General features: G+C 70.1%; 16 protein-coding genes. 11 read left to right on the forward strand and 5 right to left on the reverse strand.

The genetic code is table 11. The annotated features are described in order from the left end of the window. The first annotated feature begins 58 nt into the window (after window positions 1–58). Complete coding sequence (locus EI982_RS08055) at window positions 59–3,295, forward strand: hybrid sensor histidine kinase/response regulator (protein ID WP_157689199.1); 3,237 nt, start codon at window positions 59–61, stop codon at window positions 3,293–3,295. 32 nt (window positions 3,296–3,327) lie between these two features. Here EI982_RS08055 and trmB read toward each other — a convergent pair whose 3' ends face one another. From trmB to EI982_RS08070, 3 genes are read right to left on the reverse strand one after another with little or no spacing between them, the layout of a single operon-like run. Then, complete coding sequence (gene trmB, locus EI982_RS08060; RefSeq protein ID WP_157689201.1) at window positions 3,328–4,380, reverse strand: HTH-type sugar sensing transcriptional regulator TrmB; 1,053 nt, start codon at window positions 4,378–4,380, stop codon at window positions 3,328–3,330. 55 nt (window positions 4,381–4,435) lie between these two features. Then, the gene (gene gfcR, locus EI982_RS08065; RefSeq protein WP_157689203.1) at window positions 4,436–5,077 is read right to left on the reverse strand and encodes a transcriptional regulator GfcR; all 642 of its coding nucleotides are present in this window, start codon (window positions 5,075–5,077) and stop codon (window positions 4,436–4,438) included. Continuing rightward, window positions 5,074–6,132 (reverse strand): glucose 1-dehydrogenase, encoded by a 1,059-nt coding sequence (locus tag EI982_RS08070; protein WP_157689205.1) that lies wholly within the window; start codon window positions 6,130–6,132, stop codon window positions 5,074–5,076. Before EI982_RS08070 ends, gfcR begins: the two co-directional genes overlap by 4 nt. Before the next feature lie 103 nt (window positions 6,133–6,235). Here EI982_RS08070 and EI982_RS08075 point away from each other — a divergent pair, with 103 nt between their 5' ends. From EI982_RS08075 to EI982_RS08090, 4 genes are all read left to right on the forward strand, one after another. Continuing rightward, window positions 6,236–7,480: an HAD family hydrolase gene (locus EI982_RS08075; protein WP_157689207.1), complete on the forward strand. Its 1,245-nt coding sequence runs from the start codon at window positions 6,236–6,238 to the stop codon at window positions 7,478–7,480. A 161-nt stretch (window positions 7,481–7,641) separates the two neighbouring features. Further along, window positions 7,642–8,556, forward strand: a complete 915-nt coding sequence (locus EI982_RS08080) for a dihydrodipicolinate synthase family protein (protein WP_157689209.1) — start codon at window positions 7,642–7,644, stop codon at window positions 8,554–8,556. A 51-nt stretch (window positions 8,557–8,607) separates the two neighbouring features. Then, the gene (gene kdgK1, locus EI982_RS08085; RefSeq protein WP_157689211.1) at window positions 8,608–9,564 is read left to right on the forward strand and encodes a bifunctional 2-dehydro-3-deoxygluconokinase/2-dehydro-3-deoxygalactonokinase; all 957 of its coding nucleotides are present in this window, start codon (window positions 8,608–8,610) and stop codon (window positions 9,562–9,564) included. A 62-nt stretch (window positions 9,565–9,626) separates the two neighbouring features. Then, complete coding sequence (locus EI982_RS08090) at window positions 9,627–11,312, forward strand: aldehyde ferredoxin oxidoreductase family protein (RefSeq protein WP_157689213.1); 1,686 nt, start codon at window positions 9,627–9,629, stop codon at window positions 11,310–11,312. Here EI982_RS08090 and EI982_RS08095 read toward each other — a convergent pair. Then, window positions 11,309–11,584, reverse strand: coding sequence for a MoaD/ThiS family protein (locus EI982_RS08095; protein WP_157689215.1), 276 nt, complete (start codon window positions 11,582–11,584; stop codon window positions 11,309–11,311). The genes EI982_RS08090 and EI982_RS08095 overlap by 4 nt on opposite strands. An 81-nt stretch (window positions 11,585–11,665) precedes the next feature. Between EI982_RS08095 and EI982_RS08100 the strand changes: the two genes are divergently transcribed. The 3 genes from EI982_RS08100 to EI982_RS08110 are packed head-to-tail and all read left to right on the forward strand — an operon-like array spanning window position 11,666 to window position 14,674. Next, window positions 11,666–11,905: a MoaD/ThiS family protein gene (locus tag EI982_RS08100; protein ID WP_157689218.1), complete on the forward strand. Its 240-nt coding sequence runs from the start codon at window positions 11,666–11,668 to the stop codon at window positions 11,903–11,905. Between the two features lie 45 nt (window positions 11,906–11,950). After that, complete coding sequence (locus EI982_RS08105; protein ID WP_157689220.1) at window positions 11,951–12,973, forward strand: NADP-dependent oxidoreductase; 1,023 nt, start codon at window positions 11,951–11,953, stop codon at window positions 12,971–12,973. Between the two features lie 39 nt (window positions 12,974–13,012). Next, on the forward strand, window positions 13,013–14,674 hold the full coding sequence (locus tag EI982_RS08110; protein ID WP_157689222.1) for a TCP-1/cpn60 chaperonin family protein: 1,662 nt from the start codon (window positions 13,013–13,015) through the stop codon (window positions 14,672–14,674). Between the two features lie 28 nt (window positions 14,675–14,702). Here the strand turns inward: EI982_RS08110 and EI982_RS08115 are convergent, their stop codons facing one another. Continuing rightward, entirely contained in the window at window positions 14,703–16,292 is a 1,590-nt protein-coding gene (locus tag EI982_RS08115) for a TCP-1/cpn60 chaperonin family protein (RefSeq protein ID WP_233255306.1), read from the reverse strand. A gap of 223 nt (window positions 16,293–16,515) precedes the next feature. Between EI982_RS08115 and EI982_RS08120 the strand changes: the two genes are divergently transcribed. From EI982_RS08120 to EI982_RS08130, 3 genes are all read left to right on the forward strand, one after another. Continuing rightward, a complete protein-coding gene (locus EI982_RS08120; protein WP_157689227.1) occupies window positions 16,516–17,379 on the forward strand; it encodes an MBL fold metallo-hydrolase in 864 nt (287 codons plus the stop codon). Between the two features lie 508 nt (window positions 17,380–17,887). After that, window positions 17,888–18,169, forward strand: coding sequence for an AbrB/MazE/SpoVT family DNA-binding domain-containing protein (locus EI982_RS08125; protein WP_157689229.1), 282 nt, complete (start codon window positions 17,888–17,890; stop codon window positions 18,167–18,169). Next, window positions 18,169–18,573 (forward strand): PIN domain-containing protein, encoded by a 405-nt coding sequence (locus EI982_RS08130; protein WP_157689231.1) that lies wholly within the window; start codon window positions 18,169–18,171, stop codon window positions 18,571–18,573. Before EI982_RS08125 ends, EI982_RS08130 begins: the two co-directional genes overlap by 1 nt. Window positions 18,574–19,002 lie beyond the last annotated feature (429 nt).

Raw genomic sequence — 19,002 nt, forward strand, 5'->3', positions numbered from 1 at the left:
TTTCAACCCTGATACTCGCATCCGAACGGTTATTCGCCCGTTCGTCGTACGGCCGCCGATGAGCTGGGACCCCCCCGATCCCGTTCGCGTCCTGCACGTCGACGACGACCCCGATTTCGCCGAACTGACCGCGACGTTTCTGGAACGCGAGAGCGACCGACTGACCGTCGAGACGGCGGACGACGTCGACGAGGCCCTCGAACGGCTCCGGGCGGGCGCGTACGACTGTGTGGTCTCGGATTACGACATGCCTGGCCGGAACGGGATCGAGTTCCTGGAGACCGTCCGCGAGACCGACCCCTCGCTTCCGTTCGTCCTCTTTACGGGCAAGGGCAGCGAGGAGGTCGCGAGCGACGCCATCTCCGCGGGCGTGACCGACTACCTCCAGAAGGAGGCGGGCACCGACCAGTACGCCGTCCTGGCCAACCGGATCGTCAACGCCGTCGGACACGACCGCTCGCAGCGACTGGTCGAGCGCAGCGAACGCCGCCTGCGGGAGATCGTCGACTCGCTGCCGCACTTCCTGTTCGTCGTGGACCGCGGGGGGACGTACCTGCTCGCGAACGAGACCCTCGCGGCGTTTCACGACACCACGGTGGACGAAATCGAGGGCGCCACCGTCGACGAGGTCCTCGGCGCGGAGGCGGCCGAACGGGTTCGGGGCGACGTCGAGGAGGTCCTGCGGACGGGGGAACCGAAGCGCGTGACCGACGTCGAACTCCCCGACGCCGCGGGGCGGACGCGCGTCCTCGAACCCCGACTGTTGCCGTACGACCTCACGGACGGCGACGAGGGGGCGGTCCTCGGTATCGCGGTCGACGTCACCGAACGCGAGCAGCGAAAGCACGAACTCGAACGGGCACGGGAGCGGATGCAACTCGCACTCGACCGGACGCAGTCGGTCGTCTTCGAGATCGACCTCGACACCGGGGACGTCGTCCGCCACGGCGCGTACGAGCAGTTCTTCGACCACCGACCCGCGGAGGTGCCGACGTGGGAGGACCACTGCGAGACCGTCGTCCATCCGGAAGACCGGGCCGCGTTCCGGCGTTTCCATCGGGAGTTGATCGACGGGGATCGGGAGCGTGGCGAGATCGAATACCGGACGACGCCCGACCCCGAGACTGGCGGCCACCGCTGGCTCAGGGCCACCGTCGACACCGACGGGGCACCGGACCGGCGGGCGGTCGGCATCTCCCGGGACATCACCGCGTACAAGGAACGCGAGGCGGAACTCGAACGCAAGGAGCGACGGTACAGGGCGGTCTTCGAGGATCCGAACATCCTCGTCGGGCTACTCGACACCGACGGGACGGTGCTCGACATCAACCGGACGGCGCTGGCCTACGTGGACGCCGACCGCGCCGACGTGGTCGGGCGGCGCTTCTCGCGGACGCCGTGGTTCGACGAGGGGGGCAACACCGCGTCGCGGATCGAGGAGTGGATCGGCCGCGCCGCCGCCGGGGAGTACGTCGAGTTCGACCTCGAACTCACGGGACCGAACGGCAACCCGTACTCGATCACGGGCGTCTTCCGCCCCGTCACGGACGACGACGGCGAGGTGGTGTCGATCATCATCTCGACACGCGAGACCAGCGAGCGCAAGCGCAACCGGCGGGCGCTGGAACGGACGAACACCCTCCTCTCGGCACTCGTCGACACGCTCCCGGTCGGCGTGCTCGCGGAGGACGAGAACCGCAACGTCCTGAAGACCAACGAACAGCTGTTCGATCTGTTCGGGATGCAGGGGACGCCCGCCGAGGCGGTCGGCGAGGACTGCGAGCGACTCGCGGAGGCGGTCAGCGCCATGTTCGAGGACTCCGAGGGGTTCGTCGACGGCATCGAGGCGGCGGTGACGGGCGATGACGACGCCCGCGACGAGTCGCTCACCCTCCGTGACGGCCGGACGTTCGCCCGGAACTACCGGCGGATCGGCCTGCCCGACGGCGACGGCCACCTCTGGGTGTATCGGGACGTCACCGAGAGCGCCCGGCGCGAGCGCCGACTCGAAGCCCTGAACGAGACGACGCGGGAGCTGATGGCCGCCGAGACGCGGGAACGGATCGCCGAGGTCGGCGTCGAGACCGCACGGGACATCCTCGGACTCGACGCGAACTCGGTCCACCTCCTCGACGACGAGGCGGGGCTCGTCCCCATCGCGTACACGGACGCCCTCGGCGAGATCATCGGCGAGCCGCCGACGTTCGCCGCGGGCGAGAGCATCGCGTGGCGCAGCTACGAGCGGGGGGAGGCGTTCGCGGTCGACGACGTCCACGACGACCCGGACGTCTACGACTCCGACTCCACGCTCCGGAGCGAACTCTACCTGCCACTCGGCGAGGACGGCATCCTGATCGCGGGTTCGACGACTGCCGGCGCCTTCGACCAGCGGGATCTGGTCCTCGGGAAGATCCTGGCTAGTAGCCTCACCACGGCGCTCGAACAGGTGTACCGCCGGGAACAGCTCCGTGCCCGCGAGCGGGAACTCGCCAGGCGGAACGACCACCTGGAGTCCTTCGCGAGCGTCCTCTCACACGACCTCCGGAGCCCACTGAACGTGGCCACGGGCCAACTCGAACTCCTGGCCGAGGACTGTGACAGCGAGCGTCTGCCGCCAGTCCGGCGGTCGCTCGAACGGATGGAGACGCTGATCGAGGACCTCCTGACGCTCGCCCGGGAGGGCACCGAAGTCGGGGAGATGGAACCCATCGACCTGGCGACGCTGGTCCGAACCTGCTGGGAGACCGTCGAGACGGACGCCGCCACCCTCGACGTCCGGACCGACGGGAAGATCGTCGCCGACCGCAGTCGCCTCCGGCAACTGATCGAGAACCTGATCCGGAACTCCGTCGAGCATGGCTCCACGAGCAGTCGACCGAAGGCCGACGACAGCGTGGAACACGGTTCCACGAGCAGTCGACCGAAGGCCGACGACAGCGTGGAACACGGTTCCACGAGCAGCCGGACGCAGTCCGGAGACCGCGAGGGATCTCCGATCCCTCGAGAAGCCGACGACAGCGAGCCACACGACGCCACGGTCACCGTCACCGTCGGCGACTGCGAGGGTGGGTTCTACGTCGCGGACGACGGTCCTGGGATCCCGGAAGCGGACCACGAGGCGGTGTTCGAGGCGGGCTACTCGACGTCACACGACGGGACGGGACTCGGCCTCCGGATCGTCGAGGGCATCGCCACCGCACACGGCTGGAGCGTCTCGGTCACGGAGGGTGCCGACGGCGGGGCCCGCTTCGAGATCACCGGCGTCGAGCACACGTCGAAGACGCCGGTGGACTGACCGCGCCCGGACGGATCGCGGGACCGCCGGCTTCAGCGACCCGGCGGTTCGTCCCGCGCCACGACGAGTTCGGTCGCCTCGACGTCCTCGAAGGCCGCGGCCTGGCCGCCGACGGCGACGTCGCCGTCGTCGGTGCGGACCGTGAGCGACGCGGTCATCCGGCTGCGGTCGCCGGCGACGTCGACGATCCGGCCTTCGACGGTCCGTGGCTCGCCCGTCTCCACGTCGCGACCCCGGACCGTGACGTGGTGGGGACCGTTCCGGTCGCCGAGGTCGTTGACACAGCGCCGGAGCGAGGCGTACCGCCGCGGGGAGGGGCGGTCGTCGGTCCGTTCGACCAGCGTCGTGGCCGACCCCCAGACGACGGTGTTCAGGAATCCCGACACCAGCGACCCCAGCTCCGAGCGGTTGAACACGACGCCGTACCCCGCCGGGCCGGATCCGACCGCCTCGCGCGCAGTGTAGATTGAGTACTCGCCGTCGGCGACGGCGGCGACCGGCGTCGTCACGCCCCGTCGGGCGCGGACGCTCGACGCCACGTCCGTGTAGTCGTACGCGTCGGCCCCGGGAACCTCGGCGGCCGGCGAGAGCAGGAGGTCGACGGCGACGCCCTCGGCGCGTCGCTCGGCGAGTGCGTCCTCGAACCGCGAGAAGAGGTCGGGCGTCAGCGAGACCAGCAGTTCGTACTCCGCGGCCGTGATCACGTCCTCCAGATACCGGAGGATCGTCGGCCGGGACTTGACGAGCGACGCCGCCTCGGTGCCGCGGCTGGGGGCGGTGTACCGGCGTTCGAGCGCCTCCACCAGGTCGGCGAGGGTCGTCCGCACGTCGTCGAACGCCTCCGTCGGGTCGACCGCCACGATCCGCATCGGCCGGGACTCGTGTACCTCCACGAAGCCGTGATCGGCCAGGCTCCGCACGGTGTCGTAGACGCGTGGCTGGGGGATGTCGGTCCGCTCGGCGACCTCGGCCGCCGTCAACTGCCCGTGTTCGAGCACCGTCACGTACGCCTCGATCTCGTACTCCCCGAGGTCGAACGTCTCCCCCACGGCGGCGAGCGTCCGGCGCAGGTCGTCGTCCGTCACGGCAACCACCCCGGCGCGTCGCGAGCCAGTCGGTCCACGACCGACGACGGTCCGGTCATGTGTCGTCGCCGACGCGGATCGCCTGCACCAGCGAGTAGACCGGTACGCCGTCGATGGCGTCGGTCCCCTGCTTGTCGACGAGGACGACGCAGGCCACCGGTTCGCCGCCCCGTTCGCGGATCGCCTCGACCGTCTCGGTCATGGTCGTCCCGCTGGTGATGGTGTCGTCGACGACGTAACACGCCCGGTCGCGGATGTCCGCGAAGTTCCGGGAGAACGTTCCCTCGAACTCCCCGAGGTCGCCTTCCTCCCACTGGTGTTTCCGGGGGGCGTACGCCGCGACGTCCGTGTCGAGTTCCTGGGCGACGACCGTCGCCAGCGGGCCGCCGGCCTTCTCGATACCGACCGTCAGGTCGACCGCGTCGCCCTGCTTCGAGAGGAGGTCGGCCATCGCCTTCGCGACGTAGGTCAGCCGGGCCGAGTCGCGCCCGATGGCGCTCCAGTCGACGTGGATGTCGTGTGGGCCGCCGGCGTCGGTGGGCGCCGGCGGCGCCGACGGGCCGGCGCCGCCCGTCCGCTCGACGAGCCACCTGGCCGTCTCCCGGGAGACGTTCAACTCGTCGGCGATTTCGCCCTTCGAGAAACCGCGCTCGGACAGTTCCCCCGCGCTCTCGATGAGGTCGTCGACGTTCTTCATACGGTATCGAACTCCACGGCCGCCTTTATCGTCGTGTCGGGACCGAACGCCGCCTCGAACCGATCGACCGGCACGAGGTCGGTCACGTACCGATCGAAGAACCACGCGGGGAGCGTCTCGAGCCGGTCGACGGCCGCGTGGAAATGGGTGGGGCCGGCGTTGACGCTCCCGACGACCGCCTTGTTGTGCATCACGAGGTCCTCGTGGAACCGCCCGGCGTCGACGGTGAGTTCCTGGGAGCCGGGGAGACCGAGCAGCGCGGCGACGCCGTTGGGGGCGAGCGCGTCGACCGACTCGACCGCGTGTCGTGGCGCGCCCGTCGCTTCGACGACCAGGTCGACCGGCTCGTGAGCGGTCGGCACCTTCCCGACCGGCGTCTCGCGGGCGTCGACGTAGGTCGCGTCCAGCGACTCGAGGAGGTCGATCGTCGGATCGGGACGGTCGCGCCGGCCCAAACAGTAGACGTCCATCTCGGGGGCGAGGAGGGCGACCGCCAGCAGGCCGAGCGCGCCGTTGCCGAGCACCAGCGCCGTCTCGGGCTCCCAGGTGAACGACGACCGGGACGCCCGCGCCAGGTCGAGTGCCTTCTCCAGAACGCTGATCGGCTCGGCCAGAAAGCCCCACGCCGCGTGGGCCTCGGGGACCGGAATCAGGAACGGCGCGGGACTCGTGAAGTACTCGCTCATGAAGCCGTGTGCGCCGTCGATCCCCCGCTCGACACACGCCGACGGCGGGGCCATGTCGGGTTCGGCGCGCTCGAAGTAGGCGTTGGTTCCGCCGGGCGAGGGCCGACGCACCATCGGGGTCACGACGTCGCCGCGCTCGAAGTCGGTGGTGGTGGGATCCACGACGACGCCGACCGCCTCGTGCCCGAGGACGAGTCGCTCCTCGTCGGCGGGGAAGCCGCCGTGATCGCCGGCGATCACCTCGTGGTCGGTCCCGTCGACGCCGACCCGGAGCGTCCGAACGAGCACCTCGCCCGGCGCCGGCTCCGGGCGGTCCACGTCGAACAGTCGCGGTCGGTCGCCGCCGGACTCGATGCCGATGGCTCGCATGCTCGTCCCCTGGGTTGCTGTCGAAAAAGATTTATCGGTTTTCGAGTTAATACCTCGACGGAGTACGCGGCGCCGATTCGGCCCGACGCGATCCGACCAAGCCATGGAACGCTACGACCAACTGTACCGGCTGTACGAGGAGTTCGACACGGAGCGACTGCGCAGTTACCGGGAGTTCGTCGACCTGTTTCCCCCGGTCGACTCGCCGGTCGCCCTCGAACACTGGCGGAGCGCCGCGGAGGAGCTCCGTGCGATGCGGGAGGAGATCAGGTCCGCGTACGCGGCCGGCGGGGAGACGTTCGCGGAACTGGCGAGCCTCGCGACCCGGGAGCAGGCCTTCACCGGCCTCGACCTCCACTCGGCGTACGGGCGGGCGGTGAACGTCCTCGTCCTCGACGTCGACGAGACGCTCCGCTCGGCCGGCCGCACCGACAACGAGATTCCGCGGGAGACGCTCCACCTCCTCACCCGGTTTCACGACGCGGGCGTCCCCATCGTCATCTGCACGGGCCAGACCCTGGAGAACGTCAAGGGCTTTCTCATCCAGGGGTTGGGGAACGAACTCGTCCACTCTGGGTCGGTGAGCGTCGTCTACGAGGCCGGGACGGGCGTGTTCACGCCCGGGCACGGCGCCCGGACGAAGCGATTGCTCTACGAGGAACTCGACGACGACATCCAAACGACGTTCCGGGAGATCCGATCCCGGGTCCTCTCGGCGGCCCCCGAACGCCTCCGCCACGGCTGTCACCTCCAGGGCAACGAGTTCAACGTCACGCTCAAGCCGAACTTCGAGACCGGAAGCGACCGGGCCCGCGAGGTGATCGACGAGGGACTGGTCTACCTCCTCGACCTGCTGGAGGAGGCCGTCGCGAACGTCGCCGACGTGGACGTCGAGCCGAACGGGTGGGCGCGGGTCCACTACGCCGCGGCGGACCCGGAGATCGATCGGGTGCTCGCGGCGAGCGACGCACGACCCGACGCGGACGCGACGGCCGTCCCGGGGCCGCTGTCGGCGCTCTTCGAGCGGATCGACGTGGCCTACTACGAGGCCGACGCGGCCGAGGTCGGCAGTCGCGAACTCAACAAGGTCGTCGGCGTCGAGGCCGCGCTCGACGTCCTCGGCGTCGACGACCCGTTCGCGCTCGTGATGGGCGACAGCAAGAGCGATCTGCGGGTGATGGAGTGGGTCGACGAACACGACGCGGGCGTCGCCGCCGCGCCGGACCACGCCTCGGCCGACGTGCTCGATCACGTCCGCTCGACCGACGACCTCGTGTTCGACCGCGGCGACGCCGCCGAGATGCTCCGGACGGTCCTCGCGCTCGACCGCATCGCCGAACTCGAGTGAGCGGTAGTGTTCGGAGACGTAAGTGAGGGTAGGAACACCCCGAACGCCCCGAGTCGCTGGAGTCCGGGGTAGCGAGGTGGTCACAGTCGTACCGTTCGATCCGGACAGTACCCGAGTGAGCGGTCGGCGTCTTTTTTACGGGGCCGGACCGAACGGGGCGTATGACGGACTCAGCGCCGAATCCGGGGACGGGAGACCCGCTCGACCTTCGTGGCGTCGTCCCGCCGACGGTGACGGCCTTCGACGACGACGGGGCCGTGGATCACGACGCGACCGCCGCACACGCACGGTTCGTCGTCGACGGCGGGGCCCGCGCGGTCTTTCCCCTGGGGACGAACGGCGAGTTCCCGCTGTTGACCGGCGACGAGCGTCGGGCCGTCGTCGAGACGGTAGTGGACGCCGTCGACGTGCCCGTCATCGCGGGCGTGGGCGCCGAGAGCACACGGGAGACGGTCGCCAACGCCGAGCACGCGGCGGCGACCGGCGCCGACGGCGTCGTCGTCGTCACGCCGTACTACTACCCGCTGGACGGCGACGCCGCGGTCGAGCATTACCGGGCGGTCGCCGAGGCGGTCGACGTCCCGGTGTACGTCTACCACATCCCGAGCAAGACGGGCAACGAACTGTCGCTCGCGACCCTCGGCCGCCTCGCGACCCTCGACGGCGTCGCCGGCGTCAAGGACTCCTCGAAGGACGTCCCCTGGCTCGCACAGGCCATCGATGCCCACCCAGAGTTGACCTTCCTCGCGGGGTCGGATTCGCTTCTGTTCACGGGACTTGCGGTCGGCTGTGCGGGGATGGTGAGCGCCGTCGCCAACGTCTTCCCCGAACTCGTCGTCGACCTGTACGACGCCTACGACGCGGGCAGGGAGTCGGAGGCACGACGCCTCCAGTCGCGGGTGTTCGCCGTCAGGTCGGCGCTGAAACGCGGGCCGTACATGGCCGGGGTGAAGACCGCGCTGTCGCTGCGTGACCTCGAGTTCGACGTCGGCGGCCTCCGGGCCCCGCTCCGGACGATGGACGACGACGAGCGGGCGGCGCTCCGGTCCGAACTCCGCGAACTCGACGTGCTGTAGGCCGGGGGCGGAACCACCGGTATTAACCCCCACAGGGGTTTGCAACCGTGTATGTCGGAACTCGTCACGTTCGGCGAAACGATGCTGCGTCTCACGCCGCCCCGGGGCCACCGGCTCTCGCGTGTCGACCGCCTCGACGTCCACGTCGGCGGCGCCGAGAGCAACGTCGCGGTGGGGGCCGCCAACCTCGGCGTCGAGGCGGCGTGGGCGTCGCTGTTGCCCGCGACCGACCTGGGCGAGCGAATCGCCTACGCGCTCCGCGGCGAGGGGGTCGAACCCCTGGTCACGTGGACGGAGACGGGTCGCGTCGGCACCTACTACTTCGAGCGCGGGGGGATGCCCCGCGGCCGCGACGTCATCTACGACCGCGAGGGGGCGCCGATCAGGGAGGCCACGCCCGCCGACGCGCCCCTCGACCGGATCCGCGACGCCGAGGTGTTTTTCACCACGGGCATCACGCCGGCGCTCTCCGAGGGTCTGGCCGAAACGACCGGCACCCTCCTCGAGACGGCGCGGGACGCCGGCGTCACGACCGCCTTCGACGTCAACCACCGGGACAAACTGTGGACCCCGGAGACGGCCCGGGAGACGCTCGCCGGCCTGTTCCCGTCGGTCGACGTCCTGTTCGTCGCCGAACGTGACGCCCGCGAGGTGCTCGCGCTCGACGGCGACGCCGAGCGGATGGCCCGCGACCTGGCCGCCGAGTACGGCTTCGAGACGGTGGTCGTCACGCTCGGCGAGGAGGGCGCCATCGCCGTCCACGACGGGACCGTCAGCCGGCAGGGGACGTTCCCGGCCGACACCGTCGACCCGCTCGGCTCCGGCGACGCCTTCGCCAGCGGCTTCCTCGCCGAACGGCTGGACGGCACTCCCGTCCCCGACGCGATGGCCTACGGGGCGGCGACCGCCGCCCTGAAGCGGACCGTCGAGGGCGACATGGCCCGCGTCTCGCCGGCGGAGGTTCGCGCCCTCGTCGAGGAGGGCGGGAAGACGGACATCGAACGCTGACGGAACCGGGGGCCACAGTCGAGCCTACACACTTTTTGCCACCGACGCTAGAGGAGTTGGTAATGAATCACGCGAAGGGACCACTGCTCAGCATCGACGTCGGAACACAGGAGGCGACGGCCGTCGACGTCACGACGGAACTGTCGTCGTTCGTCGGGGGACGGGGACTCTGTACGAAACTGGCACACGACCGGATCCCGTTCGACGCCGACCCGTTCGGGCCGGAGAACCGGATCTACTTCGCGACCGGCCCGCTCCAGCAGTCGGGGATGTCGTTCACCGGACGGATGAACTGCACGGGCCTCTCGCCGCTGACCGACGGCCTCCTGTCGACGAACGCCGGGGGGTACCTCTCGCGGAACTTCGTCGCGACTGGCCATCCGGCCGTCGAGATCACCGGCGCGTCCGACGAACTCCTCGTCCTCCACGTGACCGACGAGGGCGTCGAGTTCGTCGAAGCGCCGGAGCTGGCGGGTGCGACGGTACCCGAAGTGACCGAATACGTCAAGCGCGAGCGGGACCTCGACGCCGAGAACATCGCCTGCATCGGCCCGGCGGGGGAGAACCGCGTCCGCTTCGCCTGCGTGATGACCTACGAGAGTCGCGCGTTCGGTCGGGGCGGGATGGGGGCGGTCCTCGGCTCGAAGAACCTCAAGGCCATCACCTTCGAGGGGGACAGCGAACCCGACGTGGCCCTGCCGGAGGACGTCCAGCAGGAGGTCCACAGCGCGGCGGCCACCTCCGACGACCTGATGCGCCGGCAGGGAACCACCGGCGGCACGGAGTTCATCAACGACAACTTCTCCTTGCCGACGCGGTACTTCGAGAAGTACCACTTCGAGGACGCCGACAAGATCGGCGGCGACGCCGTCGAGGAGAAGAAGTACAAGAAGGGGTCGTGTTCGATGTGTGCCTTCGCCTGCAAGCTCCCGACCCGCGACGAGGCGACGGGGCTGGAGACGGAGGGCCCCGAGTTCGAGACGGTGTTCTCCTTCGGGAGCAACTGCGAAGTCGGCGACATCGTCGACGTGATGCAGTCGAACGAGCTCTGTGACGTCTACGGGCTGGACACCATCTCCTGTGGCAACGCCGTCGCCGCGTACCTCGCCGCCGAGGACGAGTTCGGCAACGCCGACCTGATCCACGAGACGATCGAACGGATCGCCACCCGCGAGGGGGTCGGCGACCTCCTCGCCGAAGGCGTCTCCCGCGCGGCCGACGAACTCGGCGTCCGGAACTACACGGTCAAGGACATGGAGTTCGCCGCCCACGACGGCCGCGTCCTCTACGGGCAGGCGCTCAGCTACGCCGTCGCGAACCGCGGCGGCGACCACATGTACTCCACCACCCTCCGCGTGGAGTACGACGGCGAGGTCGACCCCGAGACCCTGGAAGGCAAGCCGGAGCTCGTGATGCGCCGCGAGAACCACGCCGCCTTCCGCGACTCGGGAATCGTCTGTGCGTTCGCCGGCGGCACCGACCACGTGACCGAGGAGACACTGGAGGCGCTCTTCGAGTGCGACTACGAGGAACTCCAGGAGGTCGGCGCCCGGACGGTCGAACTCGAACGACACTTCAACAACGAGCGCGGGATGGACCGCGAGGCCGACACCCTCCCCTACGACATCCCCGGGATGGAGGAGGCGGTCGGGAAGTATTACGACCTCCGCGGCTGGAACCCGGACGGCACCGTCTCCGACGACGTCGTCGCCGAGTACGCCGCCACCCGGTCGTCGACGGCGGACTAACCCCCGACGACCGGCGGCGCGAGCCGCACCACGGCGCCGTCCGAAAGGACCGTCCCGTCGCCGTCCAGTTGCCGGACGTTCCGGCCGTCGACGGTCACCGTCGCCCGCCGGGAGCCGTCCGTCGCCCGGAGGTAGTCGTCCAGTCCGTCGAACGACTCGCGGAGCGATTCCAGCGCCGCGCCGACGGTCGGCGCCTCGTCGAACGTGCGGGTGACGCGCTTGCGGCCGACGGCCTCCCGCATCGGGCCGAAGAAGTCGAAGTGAACCTCCATCGTCGGCACCACGCCCCGAGCCGTCTTGTAGGTGTCCCCGTCGCCGGACGACTTTTGTCCGCCGAGTGCACAGCCCGAGCCATGCGCGTCGACGTCCGGTGTTACGGCGAGGTGGCGGCGGCGGTCGACGACGGCGACGGCCCGCGTACCCTCGATGGGGGCGCGACGGTCGCCGACCTGCTCGCGGCCCTCGATATCGGCGACGCGTCGTCGTTCACCGGCGGGCTGGTCGTGCTGGTGAACGGGAGCCACGCCGACGCGGACGCGACGCTCTCCGACGGGGACACCGTCGCGCTGTCGCAGTCGCCGATGCGGGAGTGAGCCGGCGGACGGAAGGTATCTCCGTCGCGGCCCCGAAGTCCACCCATGCGAGAGACGAACCGACGGTGGCACCTGGCGAAGCGACCCGCGGGCGAACCGGACGCCGACTGTTTCGACCTGCGGGAGGGCGAGCGACCGACGCCGAACCCCGGCGAGCTCCTGGTGCGCGTGCGCTACCTCTCGGTCGATCCGTACATGCGCGGCCGGATGCGTGACACGGCGTCGTACGCGGAGCCGTGGGCCGTCGGCGACCCGCTCTCGGGCGGCGTCGTCGGCGAGGTGGTCGAGAGCGGGAGCGACCGGTACGGACCCGGAGATATCGTCGCGGGTCGCGGGTCGTGGGCCGACTACGCCGTCCTCGACGCCGACGACGCGACCGACGTGGATCCGTCGGTCGCGGACCTCCCCGCCTACCTCGGCGTCCTCGGGATGCCGGGGCGGACGGCCTACTTCGGCCTGTTCGACGTGGCCGAACCGCGGGCGGGCGAGACGGTCGTCGTCTCCGGGGCCGCGGGCGCCGTCGGGTCGACGGTCGGCCAACTCGCGGCGCTCCAGGGCTGTCGCGTCGTCGGCTTCGCCGGCACCGACGAGAAGGTCGACTGGCTCGTCGACGACCTGGGTTTCGACGCGGCGATCAACTACGCCGAGACGGACGACTACCGGGCGGCCCTCGACGACGCCGCGCCCGGCGGGGTGGACGTCTACTTCGACAACGTGGGGGGACCGATCACCGACGCGGTGTTCACGCGCCTCACCGTCGACGCCCGCGTCGCCGTCTGCGGACAGATCGCCCACTACAACGACGAGACGGTGCCGACGGGGCCGCGGAAGCTTCCCCAACTCATCGCGCCGCGGGCGACGGTGCAGGGGCTCCTGGTGAGCGACTTCGCGCCCCGCTTCGAGCGGGCGTCCCAGCGCCTCGGGGAGTGGGTGGCGGCCGGCGACCTGCAACACCGCGAGACGGTCGTCGAGGGGCTGGAACACGCCCCCGAGGCCTTCCTCGGCCTGTTCAGCGGCGACAACGTCGGCAAGCAGGTGGTGCGGGTCTCGGCTGCGGCGTCGAGCTAGACACCGACAATTAATCACCGTCGACGGCGAGAGGCCGGTATGGCCGTTCAGCGAAGCGACGACGCCCGCCTCGACGACCGGGATCGGAACGACTGGACGCTCCGCGACGAGGACGCCCGCGAGTACGTCCAGGGAGCCGTCGACGCGACGGTGACGCTCGTCGAGTCGACGTACGGACCGACGGGGATGGAGAAACTCGTCGGCACGACGGACCGACAGAACCGGGACGACCTACGCCGGATCGACGACGCCGGACGGCTCTTCGAAGCCATCGAGAGCGGCGACGGGTTCGGACATCCGGTCGCGGCGTTGTTCGTCGACGGCGTCGACGGGATGCGGAACCGACTGCACGACGGGACGACGGCATCGGTCCTGCTCGCGGGGGCGCTGATGGACGAGGGGTTCGACCTCGTCGAGCGGGGACTCGCGCCCAGTAGCGTCATCGTCGGGTACGGCATCGCCCGCTCGCACGCCGGCGAAGTGCTCGACGAACTCGCCCGCCCCGTCGACGCCGACGACGAGGAGACACTCGCCGACGTCGCCGCGACGACGATGACGACGGCGCTCGACCGGGACGTACGCCGGGACCTGTCCGCGCGCGTCGCCGCGACCGTCCGCCGGCTCGGCGACGCGGGCGACGGCGACTGGGTCAACACCGACCACGCGAAGGTGCTCGCGGCGCCCGGCGTCGAGACGCGGACCGACGACGGACTGGTGTTGTCCCGTCCGGCGGACGCCGGTCCGACCGGCCGGGGCGTCACGGAACCGATCACGGACGCCCGGGTGGCCATCGTCGACCGGGAGATCGACTTCGAGGAGACCGCGAGCGTCCTCGACGGCGGCGAGGGGGTTCACCTCTCCTCGCCGCAGGCGGCGACCCGCTACCGGACCGAGTTGGCGGCCCGTATCGACGCCGCGGCCGAGCGCCTCGTCGAAGGCGGCGTCGACGTCGTGGTCTCACAGGAGAAGCTCGACGAGTCGGTCGTCACGGCGTTCGAGCGGGCGGGCCTTTCGGTCGTGGACAAGGCCACCTACCCCAAAGAGGACGTCTACCGGCTCGCGACGGCGACCGGCGGGACGGTCGTCTCGAACCTCGACGACCTCACGCCGGATCACCTGGGGCGGGCCGAGCGGGTCGAGGAGCGACGGGCCGGCGACGAGGTCTGGACCGTCTTCGACGGCTGTCCGGGTCCCGTCGCCACCCTCGTCACCGGTGGGGCGACCCAGGCGGAGGTACAGCGGCGGAAGACGGCGGTCGAGGACGCGTTCGAGACCGTCGCCACGGCCGCCATCGACGGCCAGGTGTTGCCGGGGGCGGGCGCGCCGGCCGCGGCGGTCGCCGCCTCGCTCCGCGAGGGCGCGACGACGGTGAGCGGCCGCGAGCAACTCGCCGTCCGCGCCTTCGCCGACGCCCTCGAACGGCTCCCGGCCACCCTCGCCCGCAACGCGGGCTACGACCCCGTCACCGCCGTGACCGACCTGCGGTCGGCGCACGCGTCGGGGCCCACGGCGACGGGACTGAGCGCCGAAACGGGCGAACCGATCGACGCGTGGACGGCGGGAATCGTCGAACCGCGACGGGTGTTCTCCCAGGCGGTCGAGACGGCGGCCGCCATCGTCGAGCAACTGCTCACGATCGACTCGGTACTGTATCCGAACGTCGAACTGTACGGCTACACCCCGCGCCCGGAACGCGAGTAGTCGTCGGTCGGCCGCCCGTCGCCGCCGGTTACGGGGCGCCGTCGCGGGCCGCCTCGGCGTCGGCGTCGGCGTCGGCCGACTCGGTCTCGGGCTCTATCTCCTCCTCGTCGCCGAGGTCGGTCGCGTCGAGTCGCTCGTCGATCCGGATCAGTTGGATCGCCGCCTCGGCGGCGGTCGTCAACACGGCCGCCTTCAGCGACGCGGGTTCGACGACCGGCGACTCCCCGAGGACGTCCGCGGTCGTCCCCGCGAGGACGTCGATCCCGACCGCGTCGCGGCCCTCGGTGCGGGCGACGCGAAGCCGGACCTCCGCCTGCCCCGCGTCGACGCCGGCGGTGGCCGCGAGCGCCCGGGGGACGGAGAGCAGCGCGTTCCCGAAGCCGTCGGCGGCGAGTTGCTGGCGGCCGGAGAGCGACCGAGCCGCCCGGTCGACGGCGCGCGCGGCGGTCGCCTCGATGGCCCCGCCGCCGGGGACGACACGCCCGTCGCGGGTGGCCGCGGCCGTCGCGGCGATGGCGGCCTCGACCGAGCGCTCGAAGGCACGGACCGTCCGCGGGTCGGGCGCCCGACAGAACAGGGTGTGGGTCGGCTCGCCGGCGTCGGACGTGACGAACGTCATGTCCCGGCCGGCCTTGCGCCGGACGTCGACGTCGCCCGTGCCGAGCGTCGCCGCCGACACCTGCTCGAGCGTCGGGACGACCGTCGCGCCGGTCGCCCGCGCCACGCGGTCGACGACGTCGGCGTCGACCCGGTGGACGCCGAGGATCCCCGCCGCGGCGAGCGCCGACTCGACGCGCTCGTTGATCGCCCGCTCGGTGATCACGACGCCACAGCCGGCGTCGACCGCCGCCGCCAGCCGCTCGTCGAACGCCTCGGACTCGCGCTCGCGCAGCGCCTCGCGGTCCTCGAAGGAGTCGGCGTCGAGCGTGACGCGGCGGCTGACCCGGCCGAGTTGACTCCCCGCGTGTGGCACGTCGACCGTCGAGGAGAGGACGGCGATCCCCGTCCCGTGTTGGGATCGGGGCATGGATTCGAGGACCGGCCCCCGCTCGATCACGACCCCCGACACGAGGTCCGTCTCGGCCGTCGCGCCACCGGTTCGGGAGACGACCTGGACCCGGTCGCGTGCCTCGGGGCCCGCCTCGGCGACGGCGTCGGCGACCTGTGCCGAGACGGACCGCCGGACCGCGGGGTTCCGGGTCGCCGTGAGGGCGGTCCTGGCGACATCGTCCGGTTCGTACGCCGAGAGCGGGTGGGCCGCGCCGTCGACCGCGTCGAGCGCGATATCCAGCCCCTCGCGGAACCCGCGTTCGATCGCCGTCGGGTGGAGGCCGCGTTCGGCGAGGCGGTCCGCCTCCCGGAGGAGGGCACCGACCAGCGTCACGACGGTCCCCGTGCCGTCGCCGTAGGCGTCGTGGAAGTCCGACGCGGCGGTGTCCAGAAGCGTGACGGCCGGATCGGACACGTCGAATCGATCGAGCAGCTCCGTCGACGAGGCGGTCGCCGTCACCGTGCCGTCCCGCTGTATCAGCAGTTTGTTCGCCCCGAACGGACCGAGAGCGGTTTCGACGACGTCACAGACGGTACGGACGCCGGTAACCAACTCCTCGTTGACCATGCACGCCATCGTACCCCGCGGGGTGAATAATGTGTCGTATCGGTCGGCCGTACGGTCGGCGACCGTGTGGCACGCGAACCGCCGAACACACGATCGAGAGGGGATTCCACGTGCCGAGCGCGGCACAATCCGTGGGATAGCAGTCGTGTCAGTGGGGATCCGTCGTCCACGTGGGCGGTGGGATCGTCAAAAGAATTATCCCCGCAGTCGTGGTGCTCGGCGTATGATTCACGCCACGTGGGGCGACTGGTTCGTCCGCGAGGAGATCGAGGGGACCGACCCCGACGAACTGATCCTGTGGTATCTCGGCTGCAACGGGTTCGTCCTCCGGTCCCCCGAGGCCACCGTCTACATCGACCCGTACTTCGGCGACGGCGATCCGCCGAACCTCGTCCGCATGATCCCCGTCCCCCTCGATCCCGCCGACGCGACCGAGTGTGACGCGGTGTTGGCGACCCACGAACACATCGATCACATGCATCCGCCGTCGTACGGCCCGCTCGTCGAGGAGTTGGGTGCGGACGTGTACGCGACCACGGCGGCGTACGAGGAGCCCGACTACGACGGGGAGATGCGGGTGCCGAACGAGCGGAAACACGTCGTCGAACCCGGACGCACGTTCACGGTCGGCGACCTCACGATCCACGCGGTGGCGGCCAACGACCCGGACGCCATCGCGGAGGTGGGCTACGTGGTCGAACACGACTCGGGGACCTTCTTCCACGGCGGCGACAGTCGGCCGGCGCCGGAGGCCTTCGGGGCCGTCGCCGACTCGTTCGACGTCGATGTCGGCGCGCTCGCGTTCGGCTCCGTCGCGAACACCTACGACCCCGAGACCGACACGGTCGAACGGAACCGCTGGTACATGGACGAAAATCAGATCGTCGAGGCGGCCACCCAACTCGAACTCGACCGACTCCTCCCGACCCACTACGACATGTGGCGCGGGTTCGGCGCCGATCCGGGCGCGCTCGGCCACCACACCGCCTCGTTTCGGTATCCCCGGGTGATCGAACACGCCGTCGTCGGCGACCGCTTTACCGTCGCCGAACCCGGACGCGTACAGGCGCGGGCGCTGCGCGAGTAGCTGGGGAGGAGGCCTGCGATGGGGAGTGAGGCGGTCGACTGGACCGGTGACGTAAGTGTGTCACGCCCGATCCCTGGCAAGCAGCGCGCCCGACATCGGCCGCGCGATCGCATCAGGATGGGGATCAATGCACACGCGAAAATCGACAGCCAGCGACCGTGTGTGAGACGAGTGGAGCCACCGAACGACCGCCCGACACACTCGCCCAGCCGTCGACAACCGGGCAAGACGGTGGCCGTACACGCCGAATCGGTCGATCGGATCGGCCTGCCTCCCCGCGTCACGATCACGGAGCGCCAGCCTGTTCGGCCCGCTTTCCGGCCAGCAACACCGATCGTGCCGGGGCCACGACGACACGTGCGCCGGCGAGCGACGCGATATGGACCGCTCAACGACGACTGCCGTGTGAGATCGATCGATGAATCGGGCCGCCGGCCGTCGCCGGGGGACGGCATCCGGAACCGGCGGGCACCACGTTTATAGTAATACTCTACACAGTACAACATATATGAGTACAACTAACGGCCCTGCCGACGACGAGGGGAAAATCGTCTCCCTGAGTCGCAAGGGGCAGGCGACCATCCCGAAGGAACTGCGCGACAAGCACGGCATCGAACCTGGTGGCAAAGTGCGGATCAAGGAAAACGAAGCGGGGGAGATCGTGATCGAACCGGTGCCGACGCTTCGAGCGTTCCGCGGCGCTGCCACGACCGACGCCAGCGGGACCGGCATCCTCGAGGAAGAGCGCGAACGTGACGCGGACCGAGCCCGTCGGCTGGAGCGGGACTGATGGCGGACGCCATCGCAATCGACGCCGAACCCCTCATCGCGTACTACTGGGACGAATCCGGGGCCGAAGACGTCGAGGCAGTGATCGACGACGTCGAGCGTGGAAACGTCCACGGCTGGATCAATTCGGTCACGTGTACGGAAGTTCGCTACGTGTGCGGTCGTGACGACGCCGAAAACTCCCGACAGTACGTGAATCGGATTCGGGATTGGTTCGGCGTCGTCACGGCCGAGGACGTGTGGGAGCGAGCGGCCGCGTGCAAGCGCAAGGAGTCGATCGCACTCGGCGATGCGTTCACTATCGCGACGGCTATCGAGAAAGATGCCGTCGCGTACTGTGGCGCAGACGACGACTTCGACGGCATCGACGTGACCGTGCGGCGATTCCGTGAAACGGGCGTGTAGTTCGCAACCAGCCGCAATAGGCTCCCTGCTGGTTATACGCTGAACAGGCGCAATACCACGGCGTTCACGCCATGGATACGCGCCGTCACTTGGGAGAGAATCCACGTTCGACAGCACTCTGGGTTTCGGAACATCGACGTTTAAGTGACAGGCAGCCCTATTCATGGATAGGAATCGGTCGGAACGGAGCGGATTCCGTACCGTCCTTCGGAGGCGGCCTGTCCGCCCGCGTAACGAGGCAGTATCGAAAGGGCAATCGGTGAACGTCACATCCTCGAAGGGTGGGCCCACGTGCCGACTGCTCAAAGCGGGTCAGACGATACCCCCGAATCTGTTGACGCCTGCCGGCGTCCCCGTGGCACAAACAACACCGGGACGCCGTACACGGTCAAGGATAGGGGTAACGGCGGCTTGGCACCGCCAGCAGTC

It is taken from the genome of Haloplanus salinarum (assembly GCF_009762275.1).
Classification (GTDB): domain Archaea; phylum Halobacteriota; class Halobacteria; order Halobacteriales; family Haloferacaceae; genus Haloplanus; species Haloplanus salinarum.

Bases quoted from the DNA above. Each gene is read 5' to 3' on its own strand.
- EI982_RS08125 (WP_157689229.1), top strand. From the start codon at position 17,888: ATGAGTACAACTAACGGCCCTGCCGACGACGAGGGGAAAATCGTCTCC.
- EI982_RS08115 (WP_233255306.1), bottom strand. From the start codon at position 16,292: ATGGTCAACGAGGAGTTGGTTACCGGCGTCCGTACCGTCTGTGACGTC.
- EI982_RS08095 (WP_157689215.1), bottom strand. From the start codon at position 11,584: ATGGAGGTTCACTTCGACTTCTTCGGCCCGATGCGGGAGGCCGTCGGC.
- EI982_RS08100 (WP_157689218.1), top strand. From the start codon at position 11,666: ATGCGCGTCGACGTCCGGTGTTACGGCGAGGTGGCGGCGGCGGTCGAC.
- EI982_RS08055 (WP_157689199.1), top strand. From the start codon at position 59: ATGAGCTGGGACCCCCCCGATCCCGTTCGCGTCCTGCACGTCGACGAC.
- gfcR (WP_157689203.1), bottom strand. From the start codon at position 5,077: ATGAAGAACGTCGACGACCTCATCGAGAGCGCGGGGGAACTGTCCGAG.
- kdgK1 (WP_157689211.1), top strand. From the start codon at position 8,608: ATGTCGGAACTCGTCACGTTCGGCGAAACGATGCTGCGTCTCACGCCG.
- EI982_RS08070 (WP_157689205.1), bottom strand. From the start codon at position 6,132: ATGCGAGCCATCGGCATCGAGTCCGGCGGCGACCGACCGCGACTGTTC.
- EI982_RS08080 (WP_157689209.1), top strand. From the start codon at position 7,642: ATGACGGACTCAGCGCCGAATCCGGGGACGGGAGACCCGCTCGACCTT.
- EI982_RS08090 (WP_157689213.1), top strand. From the start codon at position 9,627: ATGAATCACGCGAAGGGACCACTGCTCAGCATCGACGTCGGAACACAG.
- EI982_RS08105 (WP_157689220.1), top strand. From the start codon at position 11,951: ATGCGAGAGACGAACCGACGGTGGCACCTGGCGAAGCGACCCGCGGGC.
- EI982_RS08075 (WP_157689207.1), top strand. From the start codon at position 6,236: ATGGAACGCTACGACCAACTGTACCGGCTGTACGAGGAGTTCGACACG.
- EI982_RS08130 (WP_157689231.1), top strand. From the start codon at position 18,169: ATGGCGGACGCCATCGCAATCGACGCCGAACCCCTCATCGCGTACTAC.
- EI982_RS08110 (WP_157689222.1), top strand. From the start codon at position 13,013: ATGGCCGTTCAGCGAAGCGACGACGCCCGCCTCGACGACCGGGATCGG.
- EI982_RS08120 (WP_157689227.1), top strand. From the start codon at position 16,516: ATGATTCACGCCACGTGGGGCGACTGGTTCGTCCGCGAGGAGATCGAG.